This is a genomic window from Solilutibacter silvestris (assembly GCF_050574925.1).
Classification (GTDB): Bacteria; Pseudomonadota; Gammaproteobacteria; order Xanthomonadales; family Xanthomonadaceae; genus Solilutibacter; species Solilutibacter silvestris_A.
In genome coordinates this window covers 429,560-451,886 of the sequence record NZ_JBCMOO010000002.1, presented here as the reverse complement: position 1 = coordinate 451,886, position 22,327 = coordinate 429,560, and the positions used below count along the sequence as shown (strand labels likewise).

At 65.4% G+C, this 22,327-nt stretch carries 19 protein-coding genes and 1 tRNA gene; 15 read left to right on the top strand and 5 right to left on the bottom strand.

Features of this window, described 5'->3' with window-relative positions; genetic code table 11:
- Positions 1 to 81: 81 nt before the first annotated feature.
- From murJ to ABE093_RS02695, 9 genes are all read left to right on the top strand, one after another.
- Positions 82 to 1,671: a murein biosynthesis integral membrane protein MurJ gene (gene murJ, locus ABE093_RS02735; protein ID WP_430760066.1), complete on the top strand. Its 1,590-nt coding sequence runs from the start codon at positions 82 to 84 to the stop codon at positions 1,669 to 1,671.
- Positions 1,672 to 1,733: 62 nt separating this feature from the next.
- Positions 1,734 to 2,669 carry a bifunctional riboflavin kinase/FAD synthetase gene (locus ABE093_RS02730; RefSeq protein ID WP_430759315.1) on the top strand — a complete coding sequence of 312 codons (936 nt, stop codon included), beginning with the start codon at positions 1,734 to 1,736 and terminating at the stop codon, positions 2,667 to 2,669.
- Complete coding sequence (gene ileS / locus ABE093_RS02725; protein WP_430759314.1) at positions 2,666 to 5,506, top strand: isoleucine--tRNA ligase; 2,841 nt, start codon at positions 2,666 to 2,668, stop codon at positions 5,504 to 5,506. The genes ABE093_RS02730 and ileS overlap by 4 nt, the downstream gene beginning before the upstream one ends.
- Positions 5,503 to 6,009 carry a signal peptidase II gene (lspA, locus tag ABE093_RS02720; RefSeq protein ID WP_430760065.1) on the top strand — a complete coding sequence of 169 codons (507 nt, stop codon included), beginning with the start codon at positions 5,503 to 5,505 and terminating at the stop codon, positions 6,007 to 6,009. The genes ileS and lspA overlap by 4 nt, the downstream gene beginning before the upstream one ends.
- Positions 6,009 to 6,959, top strand: coding sequence for a 4-hydroxy-3-methylbut-2-enyl diphosphate reductase (gene ispH / locus ABE093_RS02715; protein ID WP_430759313.1), 951 nt, complete (start codon positions 6,009 to 6,011; stop codon positions 6,957 to 6,959). The genes lspA and ispH overlap by 1 nt, the downstream gene beginning before the upstream one ends.
- Before the next feature lie 49 nt (positions 6,960 to 7,008).
- Positions 7,009 to 7,084 (top strand) — tRNA-Thr (locus ABE093_RS02710).
- 208 nt (positions 7,085 to 7,292) lie between these two features.
- Positions 7,293 to 8,672: a DNA repair protein RadA gene (gene radA, locus ABE093_RS02705; RefSeq protein WP_430759312.1), complete on the top strand. Its 1,380-nt coding sequence runs from the start codon at positions 7,293 to 7,295 to the stop codon at positions 8,670 to 8,672.
- Positions 8,669 to 9,586: a DUF817 domain-containing protein gene (locus ABE093_RS02700; protein ID WP_430759311.1), complete on the top strand. Its 918-nt coding sequence runs from the start codon at positions 8,669 to 8,671 to the stop codon at positions 9,584 to 9,586. Before radA ends, ABE093_RS02700 begins: the two co-directional genes overlap by 4 nt.
- Before the next feature lie 127 nt (positions 9,587 to 9,713).
- A complete protein-coding gene (locus ABE093_RS02695; protein ID WP_430759310.1) occupies positions 9,714 to 11,435 on the top strand; it encodes a hydrogenase maturation protein in 1,722 nt (573 codons plus the stop codon).
- 56 nt (positions 11,436 to 11,491) lie between these two features.
- Here ABE093_RS02695 and ABE093_RS02690 read toward each other — a convergent pair whose 3' ends face one another.
- From ABE093_RS02690 to ABE093_RS02670, 5 genes are all read right to left on the bottom strand, one after another.
- Positions 11,492 to 13,084, bottom strand: coding sequence for a DHA2 family efflux MFS transporter permease subunit (locus tag ABE093_RS02690; RefSeq protein ID WP_430759309.1), 1,593 nt, complete (start codon positions 13,082 to 13,084; stop codon positions 11,492 to 11,494).
- 23 nt (positions 13,085 to 13,107) lie between these two features.
- Entirely contained in the window at positions 13,108 to 14,322 is a 1,215-nt protein-coding gene (locus ABE093_RS02685) for an efflux RND transporter periplasmic adaptor subunit (RefSeq protein ID WP_430760064.1), read from the bottom strand.
- Positions 14,323 to 14,393: 71 nt separating this feature from the next.
- Positions 14,394 to 15,860, bottom strand: a complete 1,467-nt coding sequence (locus ABE093_RS02680) for an efflux transporter outer membrane subunit (protein ID WP_430759308.1) — start codon at positions 15,858 to 15,860, stop codon at positions 14,394 to 14,396.
- Entirely contained in the window at positions 15,860 to 16,318 is a 459-nt protein-coding gene (locus ABE093_RS02675) for a MarR family winged helix-turn-helix transcriptional regulator (protein ID WP_430759307.1), read from the bottom strand. Before ABE093_RS02675 ends, ABE093_RS02680 begins: the two co-directional genes overlap by 1 nt.
- A gap of 84 nt (positions 16,319 to 16,402) precedes the next feature.
- Positions 16,403 to 17,185 (bottom strand): cytochrome C assembly family protein, encoded by a 783-nt coding sequence (locus ABE093_RS02670; RefSeq protein WP_430759306.1) that lies wholly within the window; start codon positions 17,183 to 17,185, stop codon positions 16,403 to 16,405.
- 92 nt (positions 17,186 to 17,277) lie between these two features.
- On the opposite strand from ABE093_RS02670, the gene ffh reads away from it, so the two are divergent.
- From ffh to ABE093_RS02640, 6 genes are all read left to right on the top strand, one after another.
- Entirely contained in the window at positions 17,278 to 18,651 is a 1,374-nt protein-coding gene (gene ffh / locus ABE093_RS02665) for a signal recognition particle protein (protein WP_430759305.1), read from the top strand.
- Positions 18,652 to 18,742: 91 nt separating this feature from the next.
- Positions 18,743 to 19,000, top strand: a complete 258-nt coding sequence (gene rpsP / locus ABE093_RS02660; protein ID WP_430759304.1) for a 30S ribosomal protein S16 — start codon at positions 18,743 to 18,745, stop codon at positions 18,998 to 19,000.
- Positions 19,001 to 19,037: 37 nt separating this feature from the next.
- Positions 19,038 to 19,550: a ribosome maturation factor RimM gene (gene rimM, locus ABE093_RS02655; protein WP_430759303.1), complete on the top strand. Its 513-nt coding sequence runs from the start codon at positions 19,038 to 19,040 to the stop codon at positions 19,548 to 19,550.
- A gap of 8 nt (positions 19,551 to 19,558) precedes the next feature.
- Complete coding sequence (trmD, locus tag ABE093_RS02650) at positions 19,559 to 20,293, top strand: tRNA (guanosine(37)-N1)-methyltransferase TrmD (protein WP_430759302.1); 735 nt, start codon at positions 19,559 to 19,561, stop codon at positions 20,291 to 20,293.
- A gap of 103 nt (positions 20,294 to 20,396) precedes the next feature.
- Entirely contained in the window at positions 20,397 to 20,810 is a 414-nt protein-coding gene (rplS, locus tag ABE093_RS02645; protein WP_430759301.1) for a 50S ribosomal protein L19, read from the top strand.
- A gap of 84 nt (positions 20,811 to 20,894) precedes the next feature.
- Positions 20,895 to 22,325, top strand: coding sequence for a DHA2 family efflux MFS transporter permease subunit (locus ABE093_RS02640; protein ID WP_430759300.1), 1,431 nt, complete (start codon positions 20,895 to 20,897; stop codon positions 22,323 to 22,325).
- Positions 22,326 to 22,327 lie beyond the last annotated feature (2 nt).

Sequence of the window (22,327 nt, the reverse complement as noted above, 5' to 3'; positions counted from 1 at the left end):
TATGGCAGGCCCATTCACCCCCGTCAAGTCGAGGGGCCGGGCATGAACGGGGAAACCGCCGCGAAACCCCGCCAGCGCAGCATGGCCCGGGGGATCCTGTCCTTCGGCAGCATGACCATGCTCAGCCGGATATTCGGCCTGGTGCGCGACACCAGCTTCAATGCCGCGTTCGGTGCCGGGCCGATGACCGATGCTTTCTGGGTGGCCTTCCGCATCCCGAACTTCATGCGCCGCCTGTTCGCGGAAGGGTCGTTCTCGACCGCCTTCGTGCCGGTCTTCACCGAGATCAAGGAAAAGCGCAGCCACGAGGACCTGAAGGAACTGGTGGCACGGACGTCGGGAACGCTGGGCGGCGTGCTGCTGGTGGTGACGGCCCTGGGGATGCTGTTGGCGCCATGGTTCGCCGATGCGTTTTCCAACACCGTCAAGCCGGTTCCGGGCCAGCACGAACTCATCGTCCACCTGCTGTGGTGGACGTTCCCGTTCCTGCTGTTCGTGTCGCTGACGGCGCTGTCGGCGGGCGCGCTCAACAGCTATCACCGTTTCGGCCTGCCGGCGCTGGCGCCGATCATCCTCAACATCTGCATGATCGCCGGTGCGTGGTGGGGATCGAAGCTCGCGCATCCGCCGATCGTGGCGATGGGCTGGGCGGTGCTCGCTGCGGGCATCCTGCAGCTGCTGTTCCTGATGCCGGCGCTGGCGAAGCTCGACCTGCTGTCGATGCCGCGCTGGGGCTGGAACCATCCCGACGTGCGCAAGGTGATGAGCCTGATGGTGCCGACGCTGATCGGATCGTCGGTCGCACAGATCAACCTGCTGTTCGATACCTTCGTTGCTTCCAAGCTGGCCGCCGGCTCGCAGAGCTGGCTGTCCGCGGCGGACCGTTTCCTCGAGTTGCCGCTGGGCGTGTTCGGCATCGCGTTGGGCACGGTCATCCTGCCGACGCTGTCGCGCCATCACGTCAATACCGATCGCGTCGGATTCTCGAAATCGCTGGATTGGGGCCTGCGATCGACCCTGATCATCATCATTCCTGCAATGCTGGGCCTGATGACGTTGTCGGTGCCGCTGGTCGCGACGATCTTCCAGCATGGGTTGTTCGATCCGTTCGCGACCCGGATGGCGGCGCTGTCGGTGTTCGGCCTCAGCTTCGGCCTGCCGGCATTCGCGCTGGTGAAGACGGTGCTGCCGGCGTTCTACGCGCGACAGGACACGCGCACGCCGATGCGCGCCGGCATCACCGCCTTGGTGGCGAACATGGTGTTCACCGCGCTGCTGCTGGCGCTGCTGTACGCAAGGTTGCCGGCGTCGGCGAAAACCGGTGGTTGGGTCGAAACATTGGCGACGCATCCCGGCCTGCATTTCGCGCTCGGTCTCGCCAGCGCATTGTCGAGTTATCTCAACCTGATCCTGCTGTGGCGCTCGCTGCGCAAGGCCGGGGTCTACGATGCCCAGCCCGGGTGGCGCGGCTTCCTCTGGCGCGCCGGCATTGCCAACGCCGCCATGGCCGCATTCCTGTTGGTGGGGCTGCACTTCGCGCCCGATTTCACCCTCGCGCCGCCGATGATGCGGATCGTCTGGCTGGGAGCCCTGGTCGTCGGCGGAGGACTGGTCTATGGACTGGCGATGCTGGCGCTGGGCTTCCGCCTGTCCGACTTCCGCGAGCACTGATGCTCGACGGCTATACTGGCGAATCCCCGAAAAACCGACCGCCCGCCGCCGCGGGCGCCCAAATGCTGCGACTGTTCCGCGACATCGATGGCCCGGCCGTGAGCCCGCAAGGCTGCGTGGCCTGCGTCGGTGCGTTCGACGGCCTGCATCTGGGGCACCAGGCCTTGATCCGGCAAACCGTCGAGCGTGCGCGCGAACTCGGGTTGCCGTCGGCCGTGGTCTGCTTCGAGCCTCTGCCGCGCGAATTCTTCTCGCCCAACGATCCGCCGCCGCGCCTGATGCTGCCCGGTGCACGCCTGCGCATGCTGGAAGCGATGGGCGTCGACATCGTCGGGCAGTTGCGCTTCAACAAGGCGCTGACGCAACTCGACGCGATCGAATTCATCGATCGCATCCTGGTCGATCGCCTGCATGCGCGCGAAGTCTGGGTCGGCCCCGATTTCCGTTTCGGGCGTGGACGTGGTGGCGATCTTGCGGTGTTGCGCGCGCGTGGCGAACAGGCCGGGTTCGTTGCCGCCGCGATCGAACCGCTGTCTCTCGGCGATGAACGCGTGTCGAGTTCGGTGATCCGCGCGGCATTGTCGAACGGCGATTTCGCCACGGCGACGCGCCTGCTCGGTCGTCCTTACGCCATCGGCGGACGCGTGGTGCATGGCAAGCAACTTGGTCGCACACTTGGATTCCCGACGGCTAACCTGCGTTTCGGCAAGAAGCCGGCACTGCAGGGCATCTATGCGACCTGGGTGCATGGCGTGGGCGATCGTCCGTGGCCATCGGTGTCGAGCTTTGGCACGCGACCGACGGTCGATGGCGTGGAGCCGCTGCTGGAAGCGCACCTGTTCGATTTCGATGGCGACCTCTACGGAAAGCGCATCGATGTGGAATTCGTCGCCAAGCTGCGTGACGAGGAAAAATTCGACGGGCTGGATGCATTGACCGCCCAGATGGAGCGCGACGCTGCCGCCGCGCGTACCCTTTTACAGAAGACGAAACGATGAGCGACAACGAGCACCGCTACAAATCCACCATCCTGTTGCCGGCGACGGAATTCCCGATGCGCGGCGACCTGCCCAAGCGCGAGCCGCTGATGCTGGCGCGCTGGGAACAGGAAGGCCTGTACCAGCAGCTGCGCGACGTCGCCAAGGGACGTCCGCGCTTCTTCCTGCACGATGGTCCGCCCTATGCGAACGGCGCGATCCATCTCGGGCATGCCGTCAACAAGGTGCTCAAGGATGTCATCGTCAAGTCGAAGTCGCTGGCCGGTTTCGATTCGCCCTACATCCCGGGCTGGGACTGCCACGGCCTGCCGATCGAAATCGCGATCGAGAAGAAGTTCGGCAAGGTCGGCGACAAGCTCGACGCCGATCAATTCCGCCAGAAATGCCGCGAATACGCGCTGAGCCAGATCGACATCCAGCGCACCGACTTCAAGCGCCTCGGCATCCTCGGCGACTGGGACAATCCGTATCGCACGCTCGACTTCAAATACGAGGCCGATGAAATCCGCGCATTGGCGCGCGTGGTGGAAAACGGCCATCTCGCCCGTGGCGTGAAGCCGGTGCACTGGTGCTTCGATTGCGGATCGGCGCTGGCCGAAGCCGAAATCGAATACGCCGACCGCACGTCGCCGGCGATCGACGTCGCCTATTCGGCACGCGATCCGAAGGCGCTCGCCGCGTTGTTCGGCGTGGAATTGCCGGACGATGTCGAAGTCGCGCTGCCGATCTGGACGACCACTCCGTGGACGCTGCCGGCATCGCTGGCGGTGTCGCTGGGTCCGGACATCGAATACGCGCTGGTCGAAGGCCCGATCCACAACGGCCGCAAGCGTTGGCTGGTGCTGGCCTCCGCGCTGGCACAGAAGGCACTGAATCGCTACGGTGTGATCGAGGTGGTCGCGCATGGCCACGCCCGCGGCAGCCAGCTTGAAAACGAGTTGCTGCAGCATCCGTTCTATGCCGAGCGCGAGATCCCGATCCTGGTCGGCGACCACGTGTCCGACGAAGACGGCACCGGCGCCGTGCACACCGCGCCCGGCCACGGTCAGGAGGATTACCAGGTATCACTGAAATATGGATTGATGGATCGCTACACGCTGGCGCAACTCAATCCAGTGGATGGCCGTGGCGTCTACCTGCCGTCGACACCGCCGTTCGGCGACATCCAGCTCGCCGGCCTGCACATCTGGAAAGCCAACGATGCGATCGTCGAAGGGCTGCGCGGCAATGGCGCGCTGCTTGCGTACGCGCCGCTCAAGCACAGTTATCCGCATTGCTGGCGCCACAAGACGCCGATCGCGTTCCGCGCCACGCCGCAGTGGTTCATCTCGATGGACCAGGCCAACCTGCGCCGCGATGCGCTGGCGTCGATCCCGGGCGTGAAGTGGTATCCGGAATGGGGCGAAGCACGCATCGCCGGCATGATCGAGAACCGTCCCGACTGGACGATCTCGCGCCAGCGCACCTGGGGCGTGCCGATCGCGTTGTTCGTGCATCGCGAAACCGGCGAGCCGCATCCGCGTACGGTCGAATTGATGGAACAGGTCGCGCAGCGCGTGGAGCAGGGCGGCGTCGATGCCTGGTATGCGCTCGATGCCGCCGAATTGCTCGGCGACGAAGCCGCGCACTACGACAAGGTGCGCGACATCCTCGACGTCTGGTTCGATTCCGGCGTCAGCAGCCAGTGCGTGGTCAAGGCGCGCGGCTACGAATTGCCGGTCGATCTTTATCTCGAAGGATCCGACCAGCATCGCGGCTGGTTCCAGTCGTCGCTGCTGGCGGCAGTCGCCATCGACAAGGCCGCGCCGTACCGCGAATGCCTGACCCACGGTTTCACGGTCGACGAACACGGACGTAAGATGTCGAAGTCGGAAAAAAATGGCATCGAGCCGCAGGAGATCATCAAGACCTTGGGCGCCGACATCCTGCGCCTGTGGATCGCGTCGACCGACTACACCAGCGAAATGTCGCTGTCGCAGGAAATCCTCAAGCGCACCGCCGATGCCTATCGCCGCATCCGCAATACCGCGCGCTTCCTGCTCGGAAACCTCAGTGGCTTCGATCCGGCGAAGAATGCGGTCGCGCTGGACGAGATGGTCGCGCTCGATCGTTGGGCGGTGCATCGCGCCGCGCAGGTGCAGGCGCAGATCACCGAAGCCTATGCCCGCTACGACTTCGCCGACGTGGTGCAGCTGCTGATGAACTTCTGCAGCATCGATCTCGGATCGCTCTATCTCGACGTCACCAAGGATCGCCTGTACACCATGCAGGAGGATTCGCGCGGACGCCGCAGCGCCCAGACCGCGATGCACCACATCGCCGAGGCGCTGGCACGCTGGATGGCGCCGATCCTGTCGTTCACCGCCGAGGAAATCTGGTCGCACCTGCCGGGTCCGCATGCGGCGAGCGTCCAGCTGGCGACCTGGTACGAAAGTCTGGCGGAATTGCCGGCGCATTCCGTGCCGACCGCCGACCAGTTCGACGCGCTGCTGCAGTTGCGCGAACAGGTGGCGAAGACGCTGGAACCGATGCGCGCCGCCGGCGAGATCGGTGCGGCGCTGGAGGCCGACATCGTGCTGAGCGTCGATGAAACCACGCATGCGTGGCTGGCGCCGATGGCCGACGAACTGCGTTTCCTCTTCATTAGCGGCGATGTCAGTGTGCAGACACCGATCGGCGTCGCGCCGCCGGTGCTGGCGAGCAAGACCGCCAAGCCGAAGTGCGTGCGTTGCTGGCAGCATCGCGCCGACATCGGCAGCAATGGCGAGCATCCGGAACTGTGCGGTCGCTGCATCGAGAACGTCGATGGCGTCGGCGAACAGCGGAGCTTCTTCTGATGAAGCTCGCCAGGCCGAATGCGTTGCCGTGGTTGCTGGTGTCCGCGCTGGTCGTCGTGCTCGACCAGTGGAGCAAGCTCTGGGTGCTGCGCAGCCTGCCGGAATTCACCGATGTCGTGGTGATTCCCGGCTTCTGGAACTGGTATCGCACCTACAACACCGGCGCCGCCTTCAGCTTCCTCGCCAATAGCGGTGGCTGGCAGATCTGGCTGTTCAGCGCGCTCGCGGCGGTCATCAGCGCGGCATTGACCTATGCGTTGGCGGGAACGCAGCGTCGTGAATGGAAGACCGCACTGCCATACGCGCTGGTGATCGGCGGCGCCATCGGCAACGTGATCGATCGCGTCCAGCACGGCCACGTCGTCGATTTCATCAAATGGTACGTGGGCGACCACGTGTGGCCGGCGTTCAATCTCGCCGATTCAGCCATTGTCGGTGGTGCGGTTGGCATCATCCTGTTCGGACTGTTCGCTGGTTCCAAGCGCGAGAACAAGAAAGACTGATGGATATCCTGCTCGCCAACCCCCGCGGATTCTGCGCCGGCGTCGATCGCGCGATCGAGATCGTCAAGCGCGCGATCGAAACGCTGGGCGCGCCGATCTACGTGCGCCACGAAGTGGTGCACAACAAGTTCGTGGTCGACGACCTCAAGCAGCGTGGCGCGATCTTCGTCGAGGAACTCGACGAAGTGCCCGATGGCGCGACCGTGATCTTCTCCGCGCATGGCGTGTCGAAGGCCGTGCGCGAGGAGGCCGATCGCCGCGGGCTGAAGGTGTTCGATGCCACCTGTCCGCTGGTGACCAAGGTGCACCTGGAAGTCTCGCGCCATTGCCGCGCCGGTCGCGACCTGATCCTGATCGGCCATGCCGGCCATCCGGAAGTCGAAGGCACGATGGGGCAGTGGAGGGCGAACGCCGGTGGGGGACAGATCCACCTGGTCGAAGACATCGCCGGTGCGCATGGCCTCGTCATTTCGCAACCGGACAACGTCGCCTATACCACTCAGACCACGTTGTCCGTTGACGACACCCGCGACATCATCGCCGCACTGCGCGAGCGCTTCCCGGCGATCCAGGGACCGCGCAACGACGACATCTGCTATGCCACCCAGAATCGCCAGGATGCCGTGCGCGACCTGACCCGCGAGTGCGACTTGGTGCTGGTGGTGGGATCGCCGAACAGCTCGAATTCCAACCGCCTGCGCGAACTCGCCGAGCGCGAAGGCGTCGACGCCTACCTGATCGACGATGCCGGCGAGATCGACGCGGCCTGGGTGCAGGGCAAGCACCGCATCGGCGTGACCGCGGGCGCTTCGGCCCCGGATGTGCTGGTGCAGGGCGTGCTGGATCGGCTGCGCGAACTTGGCGCCGACGGCGTCCGGGAGTTGTCCGGAGAGCCGGAGGACATGGTGTTCGCGCTGCCCAAGGAATTGCGTCTGCGGCTGGTCGATTGACCGGCCCGAATTGACCGGATCGGTCGGGGACCGTACGATACCCGGCTAGGCCGGAATAGCTCAGTTGGTAGAGCGGCGCATTCGTAATGCGTAGGTCGTAGGTTCGATTCCTATTTCCGGCACCACCATTCATGCACGGCTTCAGGTTTCATTGGGGCATGTGCAGATACGTTGAACGAGCTACGAGCAGTGGGGAGACTGTTTCGGTCCCCATTGCTTTCCTAACACCCCCTCGGAAACGAGGGGTTCTTTTTGGCCGGAATTTGGGCACCGTCTCGCGCCACGCGACGACAAACCGGATACTGGCAGGCATCGTCAGCAGCCCGATCCGACATGCCACCCAGTCCCCGCAAGCGCACCGCCTACGTCTGCAACAGTTGCGGGGCCGAATATCCCAAGTGGCAGGGCCAGTGCGAGGCCTGCGGGGCGTGGAACACCTTGTCCGAGATCGCGCTGGAGCCGGCGGCCACCAGCGCACCGTCGCGGCGGGGCAGCTGGGCCGGCAAGGCCGATGTCGCCCGCATCACGCCGCTGGTGAACGTGCAGCAATCGGAAATCCTGCGGGCATCGACCGGCATCGGCGAGTTCGATCGCGTGCTGGGTGGCGGCCTGGTCGAGGGCGCGGTCGTGTTGATCGGCGGCGATCCCGGCATCGGCAAGTCCACGTTGCTGCTGCAGGCGCTGGCGCTGATGAGCGGCAACACGCGCGGGCTGTACGTCACCGGCGAGGAATCGCTGGCGCAGGTCGCCGGGCGCGCGTTGCGGCTGGATCTTTCGCTCGATGGCCTCCACGCCTTGGCGGAAACCTGTGTCGAACGCATTCTCGAGCAGGCGGCCGTCGCGAAACCCGGCTTCATCATCGCCGACTCGATTCAGACCCTGTGGACGGAAACGCTCACAGCAGCGCCGGGATCGGTGAGCCAGGTGCGCGAATCCGCGGCGCGACTGGTGCGCTATGCCAAGGAAACCGGAACCGCGGTGTTCCTGGTCGGTCACGTCACCAAGGAAGGCGGCATCGCCGGTCCGCGCGTGCTCGAACACATGGTCGATGCCGTACTGTATTTCGAGGGCGACAGCGGATCGCGCTTCCGCGTGCTGCGCGCGTTCAAGAATCGCTTCGGTGCGGTCAACGAACTCGGCGTCTTCGCGATGGGCGACAAGGGTCTGCGCGAAGTGCCGAACCCATCGGCGATCTTCCTGTCCGGCGGCAGCGCGCACCAACCGGGCAGCTGCGTGATGGTGACGCGCGAAGGCACGCGTCCGCTGCTGGTGGAAGTGCAGGCGTTGGTCGATGCTTCGCCGTTGTCGAATCCGCGTCGCGTCGCCGTCGGCCTGGAAGGCAATCGCCTGGCGATGTTGCTGGCGGTATTGCATCGCCATGGCGGCGTGCTGACATCGGACCAGGACGTCTTCGTGAATGTCGTGGGTGGCATTCGCGTGCAGGAAACCGCGGCCGATCTGCCGGTGTTGCTGGCGGTGTTGTCGTCGTTGCGCAACCAGCCACTGGCCGAGAAGACGATCGCTTTCGGCGAAGTCGGATTGTCCGGCGAGATCCGCCCCGTGCCCAATGGCGAGGAGCGCCTGAAGGAAGCGGCGACGCATGGCTTCAAACGTGCGATCGTGGCCAAGGCGAATGCGCCGAAGGCGGGGAGCTACAAGGGCATGGAAGTGATCGCGGTCGAACGCCTGGCGGACGCGCTGGAAGCGGCGTGAACCAGTCGGTTGCCGACGCCGACGATGGCGGTTGGACAAAGGCGGGCCTCGGCCGATTCGATGCCTGGCTGATGAAGCCGCGCACGGGCGGTCATGGCCTGCAACGCGCGGCAACGGAATTCCTGTTCTTCGGCCTCAAGGAGGCGCGTGCCTGCCTGTTCGCCGGTCTGTTCTTCCTCGCGGTGTTCGCGATGCCCCACGGCGGAATCCTTGGCATTCCGCGTTATGACGCGCTCTTGCTGTTCGCACTGCTGGTGCAGGGCTGGATGCTGTGGGCGAAACTGGAAACCTTCGACGAGTTCAAGGCCATCTGCCTGTTCCATGTCGTCGGTTTCGCGATGGAAGTCTTCAAGACCTCCGCGGACGTGCATTCCTGGAGTTATCCGGGACCGGGGTACACCAAGGTCTTCGGCGTGCCGCTGTTCTCGGGCTTCATGTATGCGGCGGTCGGCAGCTACATCATCCAAGCTTGGCGCCTGTTCGACCTGCGCATCCGCCACCATCCGCCGTACTGGATGGCGGTGCTGGCAGCGATCGCCATTTATGCCAATTTCTTCACCCACCACTGGATCGCCGACCTGCGCTGGTACCTCGCGGCGCTGGCGCTCGGGCTTTACGCCCGCACCACGGTGATATTCCGCCCGCTCGACCGCGATCGCCGCATGCCGCTGCTGCTGGCGTTCGTGCTGATCGGCTTCTTCCTGTGGCTGGCGGAAAACATCGCCACGTTCTACGGCATCTGGCGCTACCCCAACCAGATGGGCGCGTGGGCGCAGGTGCACTGGGGCAAATGGAGTTCGTGGTCGCTGCTGGTGATCATGACCTTCACGATCGTCGCGGGACTCAAGCACGTGAAGGCGACCATCCACGTGCCGGAAGCCGGGCCTTTCGACCGTTCGTCTGGCCAAATGTGACGGGCATCATTAACCGTTCATGATTGTGATAGGGTGATGAAGGTCGCATTCAAAACGTGATTGCGACCGGTAAGAGGCTGTGGGAACACCTGGCTCCATCACCCAAATCACCCTAGGGGAAACGGTCATGTCTCTTCGCATCACGGTGCTTTGCACCGCTTTCAATGGCTTGTCGCAACGCGCGTGGTGCGAACTGCGCGAACGCGGGCACATCCTCGACGTCGTCGCCGGGGCCGATGGCCCGGGCATGCAGGCTGCGGTCGATCGCTTCAAGCCGGATCTCATCGTCGCGCCGATGCTGAAATCGGCGATTCCGGAAGACATCTGGCGCCGCCAGATCTGCCTGATCGTCCATCCGGGGATCATCGGCGATCGTGGCCCGTCGTCGCTCGACTGGGCGCTGCTCGAAGACGAGCGCGAGTGGGGCGTGACGGTGTTGCAGGCGGACGCGGAAATGGACGCCGGCGACATCTGGGCGACGCGCACCTTCGCGACGCGCGGTGTCAGCAAGAGCCAGCTGTATCGCCATGAAGTGACCGATGCCGCGGCCGATGCCTTGCTGGCGGCGGTCGAATGTTTCGAACGCGGCGAATTCCGTCCGCGCGGACTCGATTACGGCGATGCCGACGTGCGCGGTCGCCTGCGTCCGTCGATGAAGCCAGCCGATCGCGCGATCGACTGGGCGATGGACAGCGCCGAGATCCTGCGCCGCGTGCGTTGCGGCGACAGCTATCCCGGCGCACGCGGTCATTTCGGCGGGCGCGAGTACCAGTTGTTCGGTGCGGCAGCGGAACCGAAGTTGCGTGGACGCCCCGGTGCGCTGCTCGCGCAACGCGACGGCGCGGTATGCGTGGCGACCGGCAATGGCTCGGTGTGGATCAGCCATCTGCGCCGCAAGGGCGCGTTCAAGCTTCCCGCATCGATGGTGCTGGATGCCAGGCTGTTGGCGGACGTGCCGGAGCGCGCGTTGTCGCCGTTCGCGGCGGAAAAGGACGGCCCGCGCGAGATCCTCTATCGCGAAACCGACGGCATCGGCTATCTGCATTTCGATTTCTACAACGGCGCGATGTCGTCGGAGCAATGCGATCGCCTGCGCATGGCGCTGGTGCAGGCGCGGCAGCGGCCGGTGCGCACGCTGGTGCTGATGGGCGGGCAGGACATCTGGTCGAACGGCATCCACCTCAACACCATCGAAGCGGCGCAGGATCCCGGGCTGGAATCGTGGCGCAACATCCTGGCGATGAACGCCCTGGTGCGCGAGATCATCCAGACCGACAGCCAGCGCGTGGTCGCGGCGATGCACGGCAATGCCGGCGCCGGCGGTGCGATCCTGGCGCTGGCCGCGGACGAGGTCTGGGCGCGCAATGGCGTGGTGCTCAACCCGCATTACAAGGGCATGGGCGGGCTCTACGGTTCCGAGTACTGGACCTATCTGCTGCCGCGTCGCGTCGGTGCAGCCGCTGCGACGGAACTGACCGAATCGCTGAAGCCGGTCACGGCCGAAGGCGCGGAAGGCATGGGCATGATCGATGCAGCGTTCGGCGGCGATGTCGCCGGCTTCCACGAGGAAGCGGTCGAACGCGCGCGTCGTGGCAATGGCGTGGCCAGCGTGCGCAAACTGCTGGCGTCCAAGCAGGAGCGGCGCGCTGCCGACGAGCGCCACAAGCCGCTGGAAAGTTACGCGGCGGAAGAGCTTGCGCACATGTATCGCAACTTCTTCGGCGAGGATCGCAGCTACCACGAAGCGCGCTGTCGTTTCGTCTGGAAGTGCGCCCTGCCGACCTGCGAAGTCGCGGAGCAGACGGCGAAGAGCGGAACCGAAGCAAGGCAGGAAGCGTTGCGTGCCTGATCCACGTTTCGGCGTGGAAGGAAAAAGCCCGGCATTGGCCGGGCTTTTTCGTTTGGTCAGTGTCCGCCGCCGGCGGGCGCGCCGGCCTTGGCGCTGAAGGGTGGCCTGGCCATCCACACGATCAGGATCACCGAGAGGAAGAGTCCGCCGATCAGGTAGAAGATTTCGTTGAAACCGATCTGCGATGCCTGCTGGGTGATGATGCGATCAAGCACGAAGGCGCCAGTTTGCGGATTGCCGCCGCCGTATTGCGCCACCGTCGCCATCATCGCCGGCGAAGTCGCGTCGATGTGCTCGGTCAGCTGTGCGTGGTGGGTCGCGGTGCGCTCGCTCCATGCATACGTCACCAGCGACGCCGCGAAACTGCCGCCAAGCGTACGCAGGAATGTCGCCAGGCCGGAACCCGCTGCGATTTCATGCGGGGCGAGGTCGGACAGCAGGATCTGCAGCACCGGCATGAAGAACAGGGCGACGCCGAGGCCCTGGATCAGCTGGATCATCGCGACGTGCCCGAAATCGACATCGAGATTGAAACCCGATCGCAGGAAACTCGTCGCGCCCATGATCACGAACGCACAGGTGGCGAGGATGCGCAGGTCGACCTTGCTGCCGTGCTTGCCGATGATGGGGGCCATCACCACGGCCAGGATGCCGATCGGCGCGGTGGCGAGACCGGCCCAGATCGCGGTATAGCCAAGATTGCGTTGCAACCACAACGGCACCAGGATGCCGACGGCGAAGAAGGCCGCGTATGCCAGCACCAATGCGGCGGTGCCGACCCTGAAATTGCGATGGCGGAACAGGCGCAGGTTGACGATGGGATCGTCGTCGGTGAGTTCCCACACCACGAAGGTGATGAGCGAGATCGCCGCGACGATCGTCAGCACGACGATCAATGTCGAGTGGAACCAGTCCTCGTCGTTGCCGAGGTCGAGCAGGATCTGCAGCGCGCCGACGCCGAACACCAGCAGGGCGAGGCCGATGTAATCCATCTTCGGCCGTTCCAGCCGCTCCGGGCGTCCCTTCAGCTGCGCGCCGACGACGGCGCTGGCGAAGATGCCCAGCGGGATGTTGATGAAGAAGATCCATTCCCAGCTGTAGTTGTCGGTGATCCAGCCGCCGAGGATGGGGCCGGCGATCGGCGCGACCACGGTGACCATCGCCAGCAGCGCGATCGCCTGTCCGCGCTTGGCCGGTGGATAGATCGACAGCAACAGCGCCTGCGTCACCGGATACATCGGGCCGCAGACAAAACCCTGCAGTGCGCGTGCAAGCACCAACAGACCCATGCTGTTGGCGATGCCGCACAGGAACGAGGCGATCACGAACGCCAGCGTCGACCACATGAAGAGCTTGCGTTCGCCGTACTTGCGGGTGAGCCAGCCGGTCAGCGGCAGGGCGATCGCATTGCTCACCGCGAACGAAGTGATCACCCACGTCGCCTGGTTCGCGCTGCCGCCGAGGCTGCCGGAAATCGTCGGCAGCGACACGTTGGCGATCGTGGTGTCCAGCACCTGCATGAATGAAGCCAATGCCAAACCGAACGTGGCCAGCGCGCGGTTCGGCGGTGCGAACCCCTGCATCGTGAGTTCGGTGGCGTTGCCGGGTGCGGGTGCACCCGGTTCGGCGGTAGCGGAAGTCGCGCTCATCGGTCGCCTGTTCGCTGTGGCTCTCAGTGCGAGCCGTTGTTGCCGAGGTTGTCGTCGATCACGTGTTCGACCGCGGCGTCGGCCTTGGACAGCGCGCTGTCATAGGCGTCGGTCATCAGGTGCGGCTGCGTCGGCGTGGTCGTCGGCAGCAGGCCGTCGCCCTTGTCGTGCAGGTTCACCTTGACCGCCATCGACAGGCCGAGGCGCAGCGGGTGCTCCTGCAGTTCCTTCTTGTCGAGGAGGATGCGCACCGGGACGCGCTGGACGATCTTGATCCAGTTGCCGCTGGCGTTCTGCGCCGGCAACACCGAGAACGCGCTGCCGGTGCCCATGCCGAGGCTGGCCAGGGTGCCGTGGTACACAACCTTGTCGCCATAGAGTTCCGACGTCAGTTCGACGCGCTGGTTCAGGCGCAGCTTGGTGAGCTGGGTTTCCTTGAAGTTGGCATCCACCCACACCTGGTCGAGCGGGATGATCGCCATCATCGGCGTGCCGGGGGCGACGCGCTGGCCGAGCTGCACGCTGCGCTTGGCGACGTAGCCGGAGATCGGCGAGAGCACGCTGGAGCGCTGGCGGGCGAGGTAGGCCTGGCGCAGCTGCGATGCCGCGGCGGCGACCGCCGGGTTGTCGCGGATGCTGCTGTTGTCGATCAGCACGCGGCTGCGCGCGGTGTTCTCGCGGGCACCGGACACCGCGGCCTGCGCGGCGGCGAGGTTGGCCTGCGCGGTTTCGAGCTGGGCGCGGGCGTGCGCGAGTTCTTCGTTCGACACGGCGCCGGTTGCAACCAGTCCGGTGCGGCGGGCGACGTCCTGGCGGGCGACATCGACCGCGGCCTGTGCCTGCTTCACCGTTGCTTCGCGTGCGTTGATGTCGGCGCTGCCGGCTTCGGCGGCGCGGTATTGCGCGCGCACCTGGCGCACGGCGCTGCCGAGTGCGGCTTCGGCCTGCGCGTAGGCGAGGTCGGTGTCGTTGGTGTCGAACCCGACCAGCACCTGGCCGGCTTCGACCTTCATGCCGTCGTCCACGCCGATGCGGGTGACGGTGCCGCCGACTTGCGGCGTGATGGTGACGACGTCGCCCTGGACATAGGCGTCATCCGTGCTTTCGGACCAGCGCCCGACCAGCAGGTGGTACAGCAACCAGGCAACGCCGAGCACGATCGCCGCGATCGCGATGATCAGCAGCATCTTGCGGCGCTTGTTCTGCAGCGGCGTGTCCTTGGGATTGGTCGGCGGCATCAGCGTGCCGTTTGCCGCAGGACGCGGCGCTGCCGCGGAGTCGTCGGCGGGAGTCTTGTTGGGTTCGGTGGTCATTGCGACTTCTTCCCGGATTCGGAATTGGAGGATTGCGGGGGCAGTACGACGGGGACGCCGCCACCCAGCGCGATATCGAGATCGATCGCGGATTGCAGGCGACGCGCGCGCAGCGTGGAGAGTTGCTGGTCGAGTTGCAGGATCGGCTTTTGCGCGGTCAGCACGTCGAGCTGGTTGGCGAGGCCGGCCTTCTGGCGCTGGGTCACCAGCACCGCCGAGCGCGCCTGCTGGTCGCGCGCGCTGGTCGCCGCGGAAATCTGTGCGTCGAGTTCGCGCGAGGACTGCACCGCGTCGGTGACTTCGCGGATGGCGTTCAACACCGTCTGGTCGTAACCGGCGACGGCGAGATCGAAATCGGCGTTGGCGCCGCGCAACTGCGAGCGCAGGCGACCGCCGTCGAGGATCGGCAGCGAGATCGCCGGACCACCGAACAGCAGTCCGGCATCCGACTTGAACAGGTCGCCGAGCTTGCCGGCGGCAAGGCCGACCATCGCCGAGAGATTCAGGCTCGGATAGAAATCGGACTTCGCGGCCTTGATGCCTCGCGATGCCGCTTCGACATGCCAGCGCGCGGCGGCGACGTCGGGGCGACGGCTCACCAGCTCGCTCGGCAGCAGCGAGGGAATCGCGATCCCATCGGTCTTCAGCTGCGGGCGATTGATCTGCAGTCCGCGATCCGGGCCTTGCCCGGCGAGCATCGCCAAGGCATTGCGCAGTGCGCTGATCTGCTGGTCGGCGGCCTGCATCTGCGCGCGCGCGTTGTCTTCGGCGCTGGCGATCTGGGTCAACGCGATCTGGTTGTCGATGCCGGCCTTGACGCGTTGCGTGGCCAGCGCATGCAGGCTGGAGTTGCGCTTGAGATCGCGTTCGGCGACGTCATGCGCGTCCCATGCCTGCGCCAGCGTGGCGTAGGTGCGGGCGATGTTGCCTTCCAGCGTCAGGCGCGCGGCTTGCGCATCGGCTTCCTGCGCGCGTGCGGCGCCCACGGCCGATTGCCACTTCGCATGCTTGCCGCCCCACAGGTCGGGCGCCCAGGCGAAGCTCAGCGACAACACTTCGGAATGCAGCGTCTTGCCGCCGATCGGCGGCGGCGCCAGCGTTTCCGGAATCTTCACCGCGGCGACCTGCGCGCTTCCGCCCAGCGTCGGATAGAGGCCGGCTTCGGCAAGACCGGCTTGCGCGAATGCCTTGCGCGTGCGTGCGTCGGCGACTGCGATGCTCGGCGATCCCGCCAGCGCTTCCTGCATCAAGCCATCGAGTTGCGGATCGCCGTAGGCGCTCCACCATTGCGCTTTCGGCCAGGCGACATCGCTGACCGGCGTGCGACCAAGGCTGGTCGATGCCTGGAACCGATTGGCATCCTGCAACGAGGATTCCGGTTTCAGGTCATGGGTGCTGGCGCAACCGGCCAGCACGGTGGCGATGGCGAGCGCAGACAAGGGTTTCAAGTGGCGGATCGCCATCACGCTGACTCCGTGTTCATGAGGTTGGTGCGGACGCGTTCAAGAGTGGAGATGAACTGCTCGCATTCGGATGCGCTCATGCCGGACAACGCACGTTCGCGCACGCGATCGCTGCAGGCGCTGCACTGATCGTAGATGGCGCGTCCGGCATCGGTGAGCTGGATGCGCAGGGCGCGACGATCGGTGGGGTCGTTGGCGCGAATGATCAGGCCTTTCTCCTCGAGCTTGTCGAGCAGGCGGGTCATCGCACCGGGATTGAGTTCGGCGGCGCGGGCGAGATCACCGACGCTGATGTGGCCGTCGCTCATCCCGAGCTTCTTGAGGGTGACGAACTGGCTGAAGGTCAGGTCATGGCCCAATCGTTCCAGTTCCGTCTCCATGGCATGCCACATGGCATCGCGAACCTGCCGGAACAGCAGGCCAAGCGAGGAGCCGGCACAGAGGAGGGGCGTATTCATGGAGCGGCATCATCCTCGCCCATGCAATAGTTGTCAATGCAATTATTGTTACAACAACAATGCAAACGATTTCCGCATTCAGTATCAGGCGCGCTTGAGAATCAACTCCAGCACGAACCGGCTGCCGAAGAAGGCCAGCAGCAGGATCGCCATCGCCACCAAGGTCCAGCGCACGGCCCGCGGGCCCCGCCAGCCCCAGCGCCAGCGCCCGAACAGCAGGATGGCGAAGATCAGCCAGGACGCCAAGCTCAGCACGGTCTTGTGCACCAGGTGCTGCTGGAACAGGTTGCCCACGAACACGGCGCCGACCAGGATCGCCGCGCTCAACAGCAGGAAGCCGACCGTCAGGGTGCGGAACAATGCCGATTCCAGCTCGGTCAGCGGCGGCAGGGCGCGCATCCAGCCATGGAATTCGCGATTGCGCATGGCCCGTTCCTGCAACCAGAGGACAATGGCCAACAGTGCGCCGACCGCCAGCGTGGCGTAGGCGAACAAGGCCAGCCAGGCGTGCACCTGCACCTGCCAGGTCATCGGCGGCTGGGGGGCATGGCCAAAGAACGAATAGCAGGCCGCGAACACCGCGGCCAGCGGAAACACCACCACGCCGATGGCGTCCAGCTGCTTGCGGGTGCCGAGCAGGGTCGTCACCGCCGCCATGCCCAGCGATACCAGCGAAAGCGCCGCGAAGAAATGCATGTCGGGCACGCCGGTGCGATGCCAGGCCTCGATGTGCAGCCAGGCGTGGGCAAGCAAGGCGAGCGCGGCCGGGATCTTCCAGGCGCGACCATCGATGCCCCGCGCCACGTCGCGCACCAGGATGGCGGCGGCGATCAGGTAGAAGAGGGCGGCGGCAAGGGTCGGCAGCATTCAGGCAGTGTCGCATGCGTGGACCCGGCCCGGACGGGGGATGCAGCGCCAGCGTCTATACTTTGCGGCTTTCCGCACCACTCAAGACCGCAATGTTTGAATCGCTGACCGAACGCCTGTCCGGCACCATCAACCGCATCCGCGGCCGTGGTCGCCTGACCGAATCCAACATCAGCGAAGCCCTGCGCGAAGTGCGCGTCGCGCTGCTCGAGGCCGACGTCGCGTTGCCGGTGGTGCAGGCGCTGATCCAGCGCATCAAGGTGCGCGCGCTCGGCCAGGAAGTGATGAAGTCGCTGACGCCCGGCCAGCAGCTGGTCAAGGTGGTGCGCGACGAACTGACCAACACGATGGGCGCGCAGAGCGTCGACCTCAATTTCAACGTGCCGGCGCCGGCGGTCATCCTGATGGCCGGCCTGCAGGGCGCGGGCAAGACCACCACCGTCGGCAAGCTTGCCAAGCACCTCAAGGAAAAGCGCAAGAAGAAGGTGATGGTGGTCAGCGCCGACGTCTATCGTCCGGCCGCGATCGAACAGCTGAAGACGCTGGCGCAGCAAGTCGGTGTGTCGTTCTTCCCGTCCGATGCCGGGCAAAAGCCCGAGGCGATCGTGCGCGCGGCGATCGATGACGCCAAGAAATCCTTCGCCGACGTCCTGATCGTCGATACCGCCGGCCGCCTCGCCATCGACCAGGCGATGATGGACGAGATCAAGGCGCTGCACGCCGCGGTCAATCCGGTCGAGACGCTGTTCGTCGTCGACTCGATGACCGGCCAGGACGCCGCGAACACCGCCAAGGCCTTCAACGAAGCGCTGCCGCTGACTGGCGTCGTGCTGACCAAGACCGACGGCGACGCCCGTGGCGGCGCGGTGCTGAGCGTGCGCTACATCACCGGCAAGCCGATCAAGTTCGTCGGCATCGGCGAAAAGCCCGACGGCCTCGATGTCTTCCATCCCGATCGCGCGGCCAGCCGCATCCTCGACATGGGCGACGTGCTGTCGCTGGTCGAGCAGGTGGAAGCCAATGTCGACAAGGAGAAGGCGCAGAAGCTCGCCGAGAAGGTCGCCAAGGGTCGTCGCTTTGATCTCCAGGACATGCACGACCAGTTCGAGCAGATGCAGAACATGGGCGGCTTGCACGGCCTGATGGACAAGCTGCCGGGCATGGGCCAGATCCCGGGGCAGGTGAAGGACCAGATCACCGGTCGCGAGATCCCGCGGATGATGGCCATCATCAAGTCGATGACGCCCAAGGAACGCCGCAATCCCGACCTGCTCAACGGCTCGCGTCGTGCCCGCATCGCCCGTGGCGCCGGCCTGCAGCCGCAGGACGTCAACAAGCTGATGAAGCAGTACCAGCAGATGGAAAAAATGATGGGCAAGATCGGCCGCGGCGGCATGAAGGGCATGATGCGCGGCCTGAGCGGGATGATGGGCGGGCGCGGCGGAATGCCGCCGATGATGCGCTGAGGCCTCCCGGCCCCGATCCCGCCGGCTTCAATCCTGCTATAATTGCCGGCTTACCCTGCCATTCCGGCAGCTGGGCAACACCGAGCACATCATGGTCAAGATTCGCCTTACCCGTGGCGGCGCCAAGAAGCGTCCCTTCTACCACATCATCGTTACCGACAGCCGCAGCGCCCGCGACGGCCGCAACATCGAGCGCGTCGGTTACTTCAACCCGATCGCCGCCGGCCAGGACAAGCGCGTCGAGCTCGACGTCGAGCGCGTCAAGTTCTGGATCGAGCGCGGTGCGCAGATGACCGAAAAGGTCGGCGCGCTGTACAAGGAAGCCGCCAAGTCGGCTACCGCGGCCTGATGGCCTGCCGCGCGCGACGCGCGTGGCAACCTCGCACATGATCGACACCGGGCGCCGCATCCTCATTGGCAGGGTGCATGGCGCCTTTGGTGTGCGTGGCGAACTGAAAATCGAATCCTTCAGCGAACCGCCGCAGTCGTTGCTGAAATACGCGCCGTTGACCCTGCGTGACGGGCGCGGCAACGAACGCGAGCTGGACAATATCCGTGGTCGTGTCGCCGCCAAAGGGTTGGTGATGACGATTCCCGGCATCGAGGATCGCGACAGCGCCGAAGCCCTGCGTGGCGCCGAACTCTATGTCCCGCGCTCCGTGCTGCCGCCGCCCGCGCCGGGCGAGTATTACTGGGTCGATCTCGAAGGCCTCGACGTCGTCACCATCGATGGCGTCGTGCTGGGTCGCGTCTCGCATCTCGTATCCACCGGCGTCAACGACGTGCTGGTGGTCGAAGGCGAGCGCGAACGCATGATCCCCTTCAAGGAACCCGATTACGTGACGTCCGTGGATTTCGACGCCGGCCGCATCACCGTCGATTGGGATCCCGAGTTCTGAGCCGCGCCATGCGCATCGACATCATCAGCCTGTTCCCGGAATTCGTCGCCCAGTGCGCCGGCTTCGGCGTGGTCGGGCGCGCGCAGGAGCGCGGGCTGCTGTCGTTGCACGGCTGGAATCCGCGCGATCACGCCGAGGGCAACTATCGCCGCGTCGACGACCGCACCTTCGGGGGTGGTCCCGGCATGGTGATGATGATCGATCCGCTGCTGGCGACGCTCGATGCCATGCAGGCCGACGACGCGGCGAAAGCGCACGTGGTCTACCTCAGTCCGCAAGGCCGTCCGCTCACGCAGGCGCGAGCGCGTGAACTGGCGGCGATGCCGCGACTCGCGCTCCTCTGTGGTCGCTACGAGGGCGTCGATGAACGCCTGGTCGAAGCCCGCGTCGACGAGGAGATCTCGATCGGCGATTACGTCCTGTCCGGCGGCGAGCTGGCTGCGGCGGTCGTGGTCGATGCCGTCGCCCGCTTGCAGGACGGCGCCCTCAACGACGCCGAGTCGGCCGCCCAGGACAGTTTCGAGGACGGGCTGCTGGACTGCCCGCACTACACCAAGCCGGTCAGCCATGCCCTGGGCGAGGTGCCGGAGGTCCTGCTGTCCGGCCATCACGCCGAAATCGCCCGCTGGCGGCGCCAGCAATCCCTGCTGCGGACCGCCCAGCGCCGTCCGGACCTGCTGGCCGGGGCAGGGCTGACCGCCGCCGACCTGGCCTTCCTGCGCGGGCACGGGCTGGAGCCCTAGGCGGGTTGATCCCGCGGACGGGATCGTCCTATAATAATTGGCTTACCGCCGCGAACCCCTTGGGGACGCGCCCAACAGAATAACTACAGAACACGGTGTCACCATGAGCAAGCCCTCCCTGAGCAACCTGATCAACGAATTCGAAACCGCCCAGGCGGGTCGCGCGCTGCCGGAATTCGGTCCCGGCGACACCGTGATCGTCAACGTCAAGGTGAAGGAAGGCAACCGCGAGCGCGTGCAGGCCTATGAAGGCGTGGTCATCGCCCGCAAGAACGCCGGCCTGAACTCCTCGTTCACCGTCCGCAAGATCTCGCACGGCTATGGCGTGGAGCGCGTGTTCCAGTCCTTCAGCCCGGTCATCGAGTCGGTGAAGGTGAAGCGTCGCGGCGACGTGCGCTCGGCCAAGCTGTACTACCTGCGTGGCCTGGAAGGCAAGGCTGCCCGCATCCGCGAGGATCTGGCCGCCGTCGCCAAGGCCAAGGCCGAAGCCAAGGCCGCCGAAGCCGCTGGCGAATAATCTCGCCATGCGTGACGCGCAAGACGGCCGCCTCAGGGCGGCCGTTTGCGTTTGTGCGGTTCCATTGATACGGGCATCCATCCGGTGAGGGCGTCGCGACGCCTGCCATTGATCGTCGCCTGTGCGCTGTTCATCGAGAACATGGATTCGACCGTGCTGTCGACGGCGTTGCCGGCGATCGCGCACGACTACGGGGTCGATCCGATTTCGCTGAAGCTGGTGCTCACCAGTTACCTGCTGTCGCTCGCAGTGTTCATTCCGATCAGCGGCTGGGTCGCGGACCGTTTCGGCGCCCGCATGACCTTCATGAGCGCGATCGCCGTGTTCCTGCTGGGGTCGGTGGGATGTGCGGCCAGCCCGTCGCTGGAGTGGATGGTGTTCGCGCGCTTCGTGCAGGGCATGGGCGGCGCGATGATGGTGCCGGTCGGACGATTGGTGCTGCTGCGCACCGTCGAGAAATCGGAACTGGTGCAGGCATTGAGCTGGCTGACGATTCCCGCGCTGGTCGGGCCGGTGGCGGGACCGCCGCTCGGTGGGTTCATCACTACGTATTTCGACTGGCGCTGGATTTTCCTGATCAACCTGCCGATGGGCGCACTCGGCATCGCGTTGGCATGGCGTTACATCCCCGCGTTGAAGGAGCCGGTGCAACCGCTCGATTGGCGCGGCTTCCTGCTGTCGGGGTTCGGCCTCGCGTTTGCGATGTTCGGTTTTTCCTCGATCGGACACCTGCAGATCCCGGCGTGGGCATCGATCGCGGTGTTGCTGACAGGAACGGCGGCGTTGATCGCCTATGCCATCCATGCGCGACGCGCGGAGCATCCGTTGCTCGACCTGCGGCTGTTCCGCATCCCGACATACAAGGCCGGCGTCCTCGGCGGCAGCCTGTTCCGCATCGGGATTGGCGCGATTCCGTTCCTGCTGCCGATGATGTTGCAGGTCGGTTTCGGATTGAGTCCGTTGCAGTCGGGCGGACTGACTTTCGTGTCGGCGGTCGGTGCGATGTTCATGAAGACGATCGCGGCCTGGATCATCCGCCAATGGGGGTTCCGCCGCGTGCTGGTGTTCAATGCGCTGGTGGCGTCGGCATCGTTGGCGATCTTCGGATTGTTCCGTCCACCGACGCCGCATCTGGTCGTGATGACGGTGTTGCTGGTGAGCGGTTGCGTGCGTTCGCTGCAGTTCACCAGCCTCAATGCGGTCAGTTACGCCGACGTCGAACAGCCGCAGATCAGCCAGGCCAGCAGCCTCGCGGCGATGATGCAGCAGCTGTCGGTGAGCATGGGCGTTGCCGTCGCCGGCCTCGTCCTGGAATTGTGCGGATGGCTGCGCCACGTGCCGACCACCGACGTCCACAACTTCTATCTCGCATTCCCGCTGGTGGCGCTGATTTCCGGGTTGTCCGCAATCATGATGTGGCAGTTGCCTGCGGACGCCGGCGCGGAGATGTCGGGCCGTGCGCGCGCGGGACAGGAAGTGGCCGAACCCAAGGCGGCGCAGCGTCCCGCGATGTGAGT

Bases quoted from the DNA above. Each gene is read 5' to 3' on its own strand.
- trmD (WP_430759302.1), top strand. From the start codon at position 19,559: ATGCGCATCGACATCATCAGCCTGTTCCCGGAATTCGTCGCCCAGTGC.
- ABE093_RS02675 (WP_430759307.1), bottom strand. From the start codon at position 16,318: ATGAATACGCCCCTCCTCTGTGCCGGCTCCTCGCTTGGCCTGCTGTTC.
- rpsP (WP_430759304.1), top strand. From the start codon at position 18,743: ATGGTCAAGATTCGCCTTACCCGTGGCGGCGCCAAGAAGCGTCCCTTC.
- radA (WP_430759312.1), top strand. From the start codon at position 7,293: ATGCCACCCAGTCCCCGCAAGCGCACCGCCTACGTCTGCAACAGTTGC.
- ileS (WP_430759314.1), top strand. From the start codon at position 2,666: ATGAGCGACAACGAGCACCGCTACAAATCCACCATCCTGTTGCCGGCG.
- ABE093_RS02690 (WP_430759309.1), bottom strand. From the start codon at position 13,084: ATGAGCGCGACTTCCGCTACCGCCGAACCGGGTGCACCCGCACCCGGC.
- ABE093_RS02670 (WP_430759306.1), bottom strand. From the start codon at position 17,185: ATGCTGCCGACCCTTGCCGCCGCCCTCTTCTACCTGATCGCCGCCGCC.
- rimM (WP_430759303.1), top strand. From the start codon at position 19,038: ATGATCGACACCGGGCGCCGCATCCTCATTGGCAGGGTGCATGGCGCC.
- ABE093_RS02685 (WP_430760064.1), bottom strand. From the start codon at position 14,322: ATGCCGCCGACCAATCCCAAGGACACGCCGCTGCAGAACAAGCGCCGC.
- ABE093_RS02730 (WP_430759315.1), top strand. From the start codon at position 1,734: ATGCTGCGACTGTTCCGCGACATCGATGGCCCGGCCGTGAGCCCGCAA.
- murJ (WP_430760066.1), top strand. From the start codon at position 82: ATGGCCCGGGGGATCCTGTCCTTCGGCAGCATGACCATGCTCAGCCGG.
- ABE093_RS02695 (WP_430759310.1), top strand. From the start codon at position 9,714: ATGTCTCTTCGCATCACGGTGCTTTGCACCGCTTTCAATGGCTTGTCG.
- ABE093_RS02680 (WP_430759308.1), bottom strand. From the start codon at position 15,860: ATGGCGATCCGCCACTTGAAACCCTTGTCTGCGCTCGCCATCGCCACC.
- ispH (WP_430759313.1), top strand. From the start codon at position 6,009: ATGGATATCCTGCTCGCCAACCCCCGCGGATTCTGCGCCGGCGTCGAT.
- ffh (WP_430759305.1), top strand. From the start codon at position 17,278: ATGTTTGAATCGCTGACCGAACGCCTGTCCGGCACCATCAACCGCATC.
- rplS (WP_430759301.1), top strand. From the start codon at position 20,397: ATGAGCAAGCCCTCCCTGAGCAACCTGATCAACGAATTCGAAACCGCC.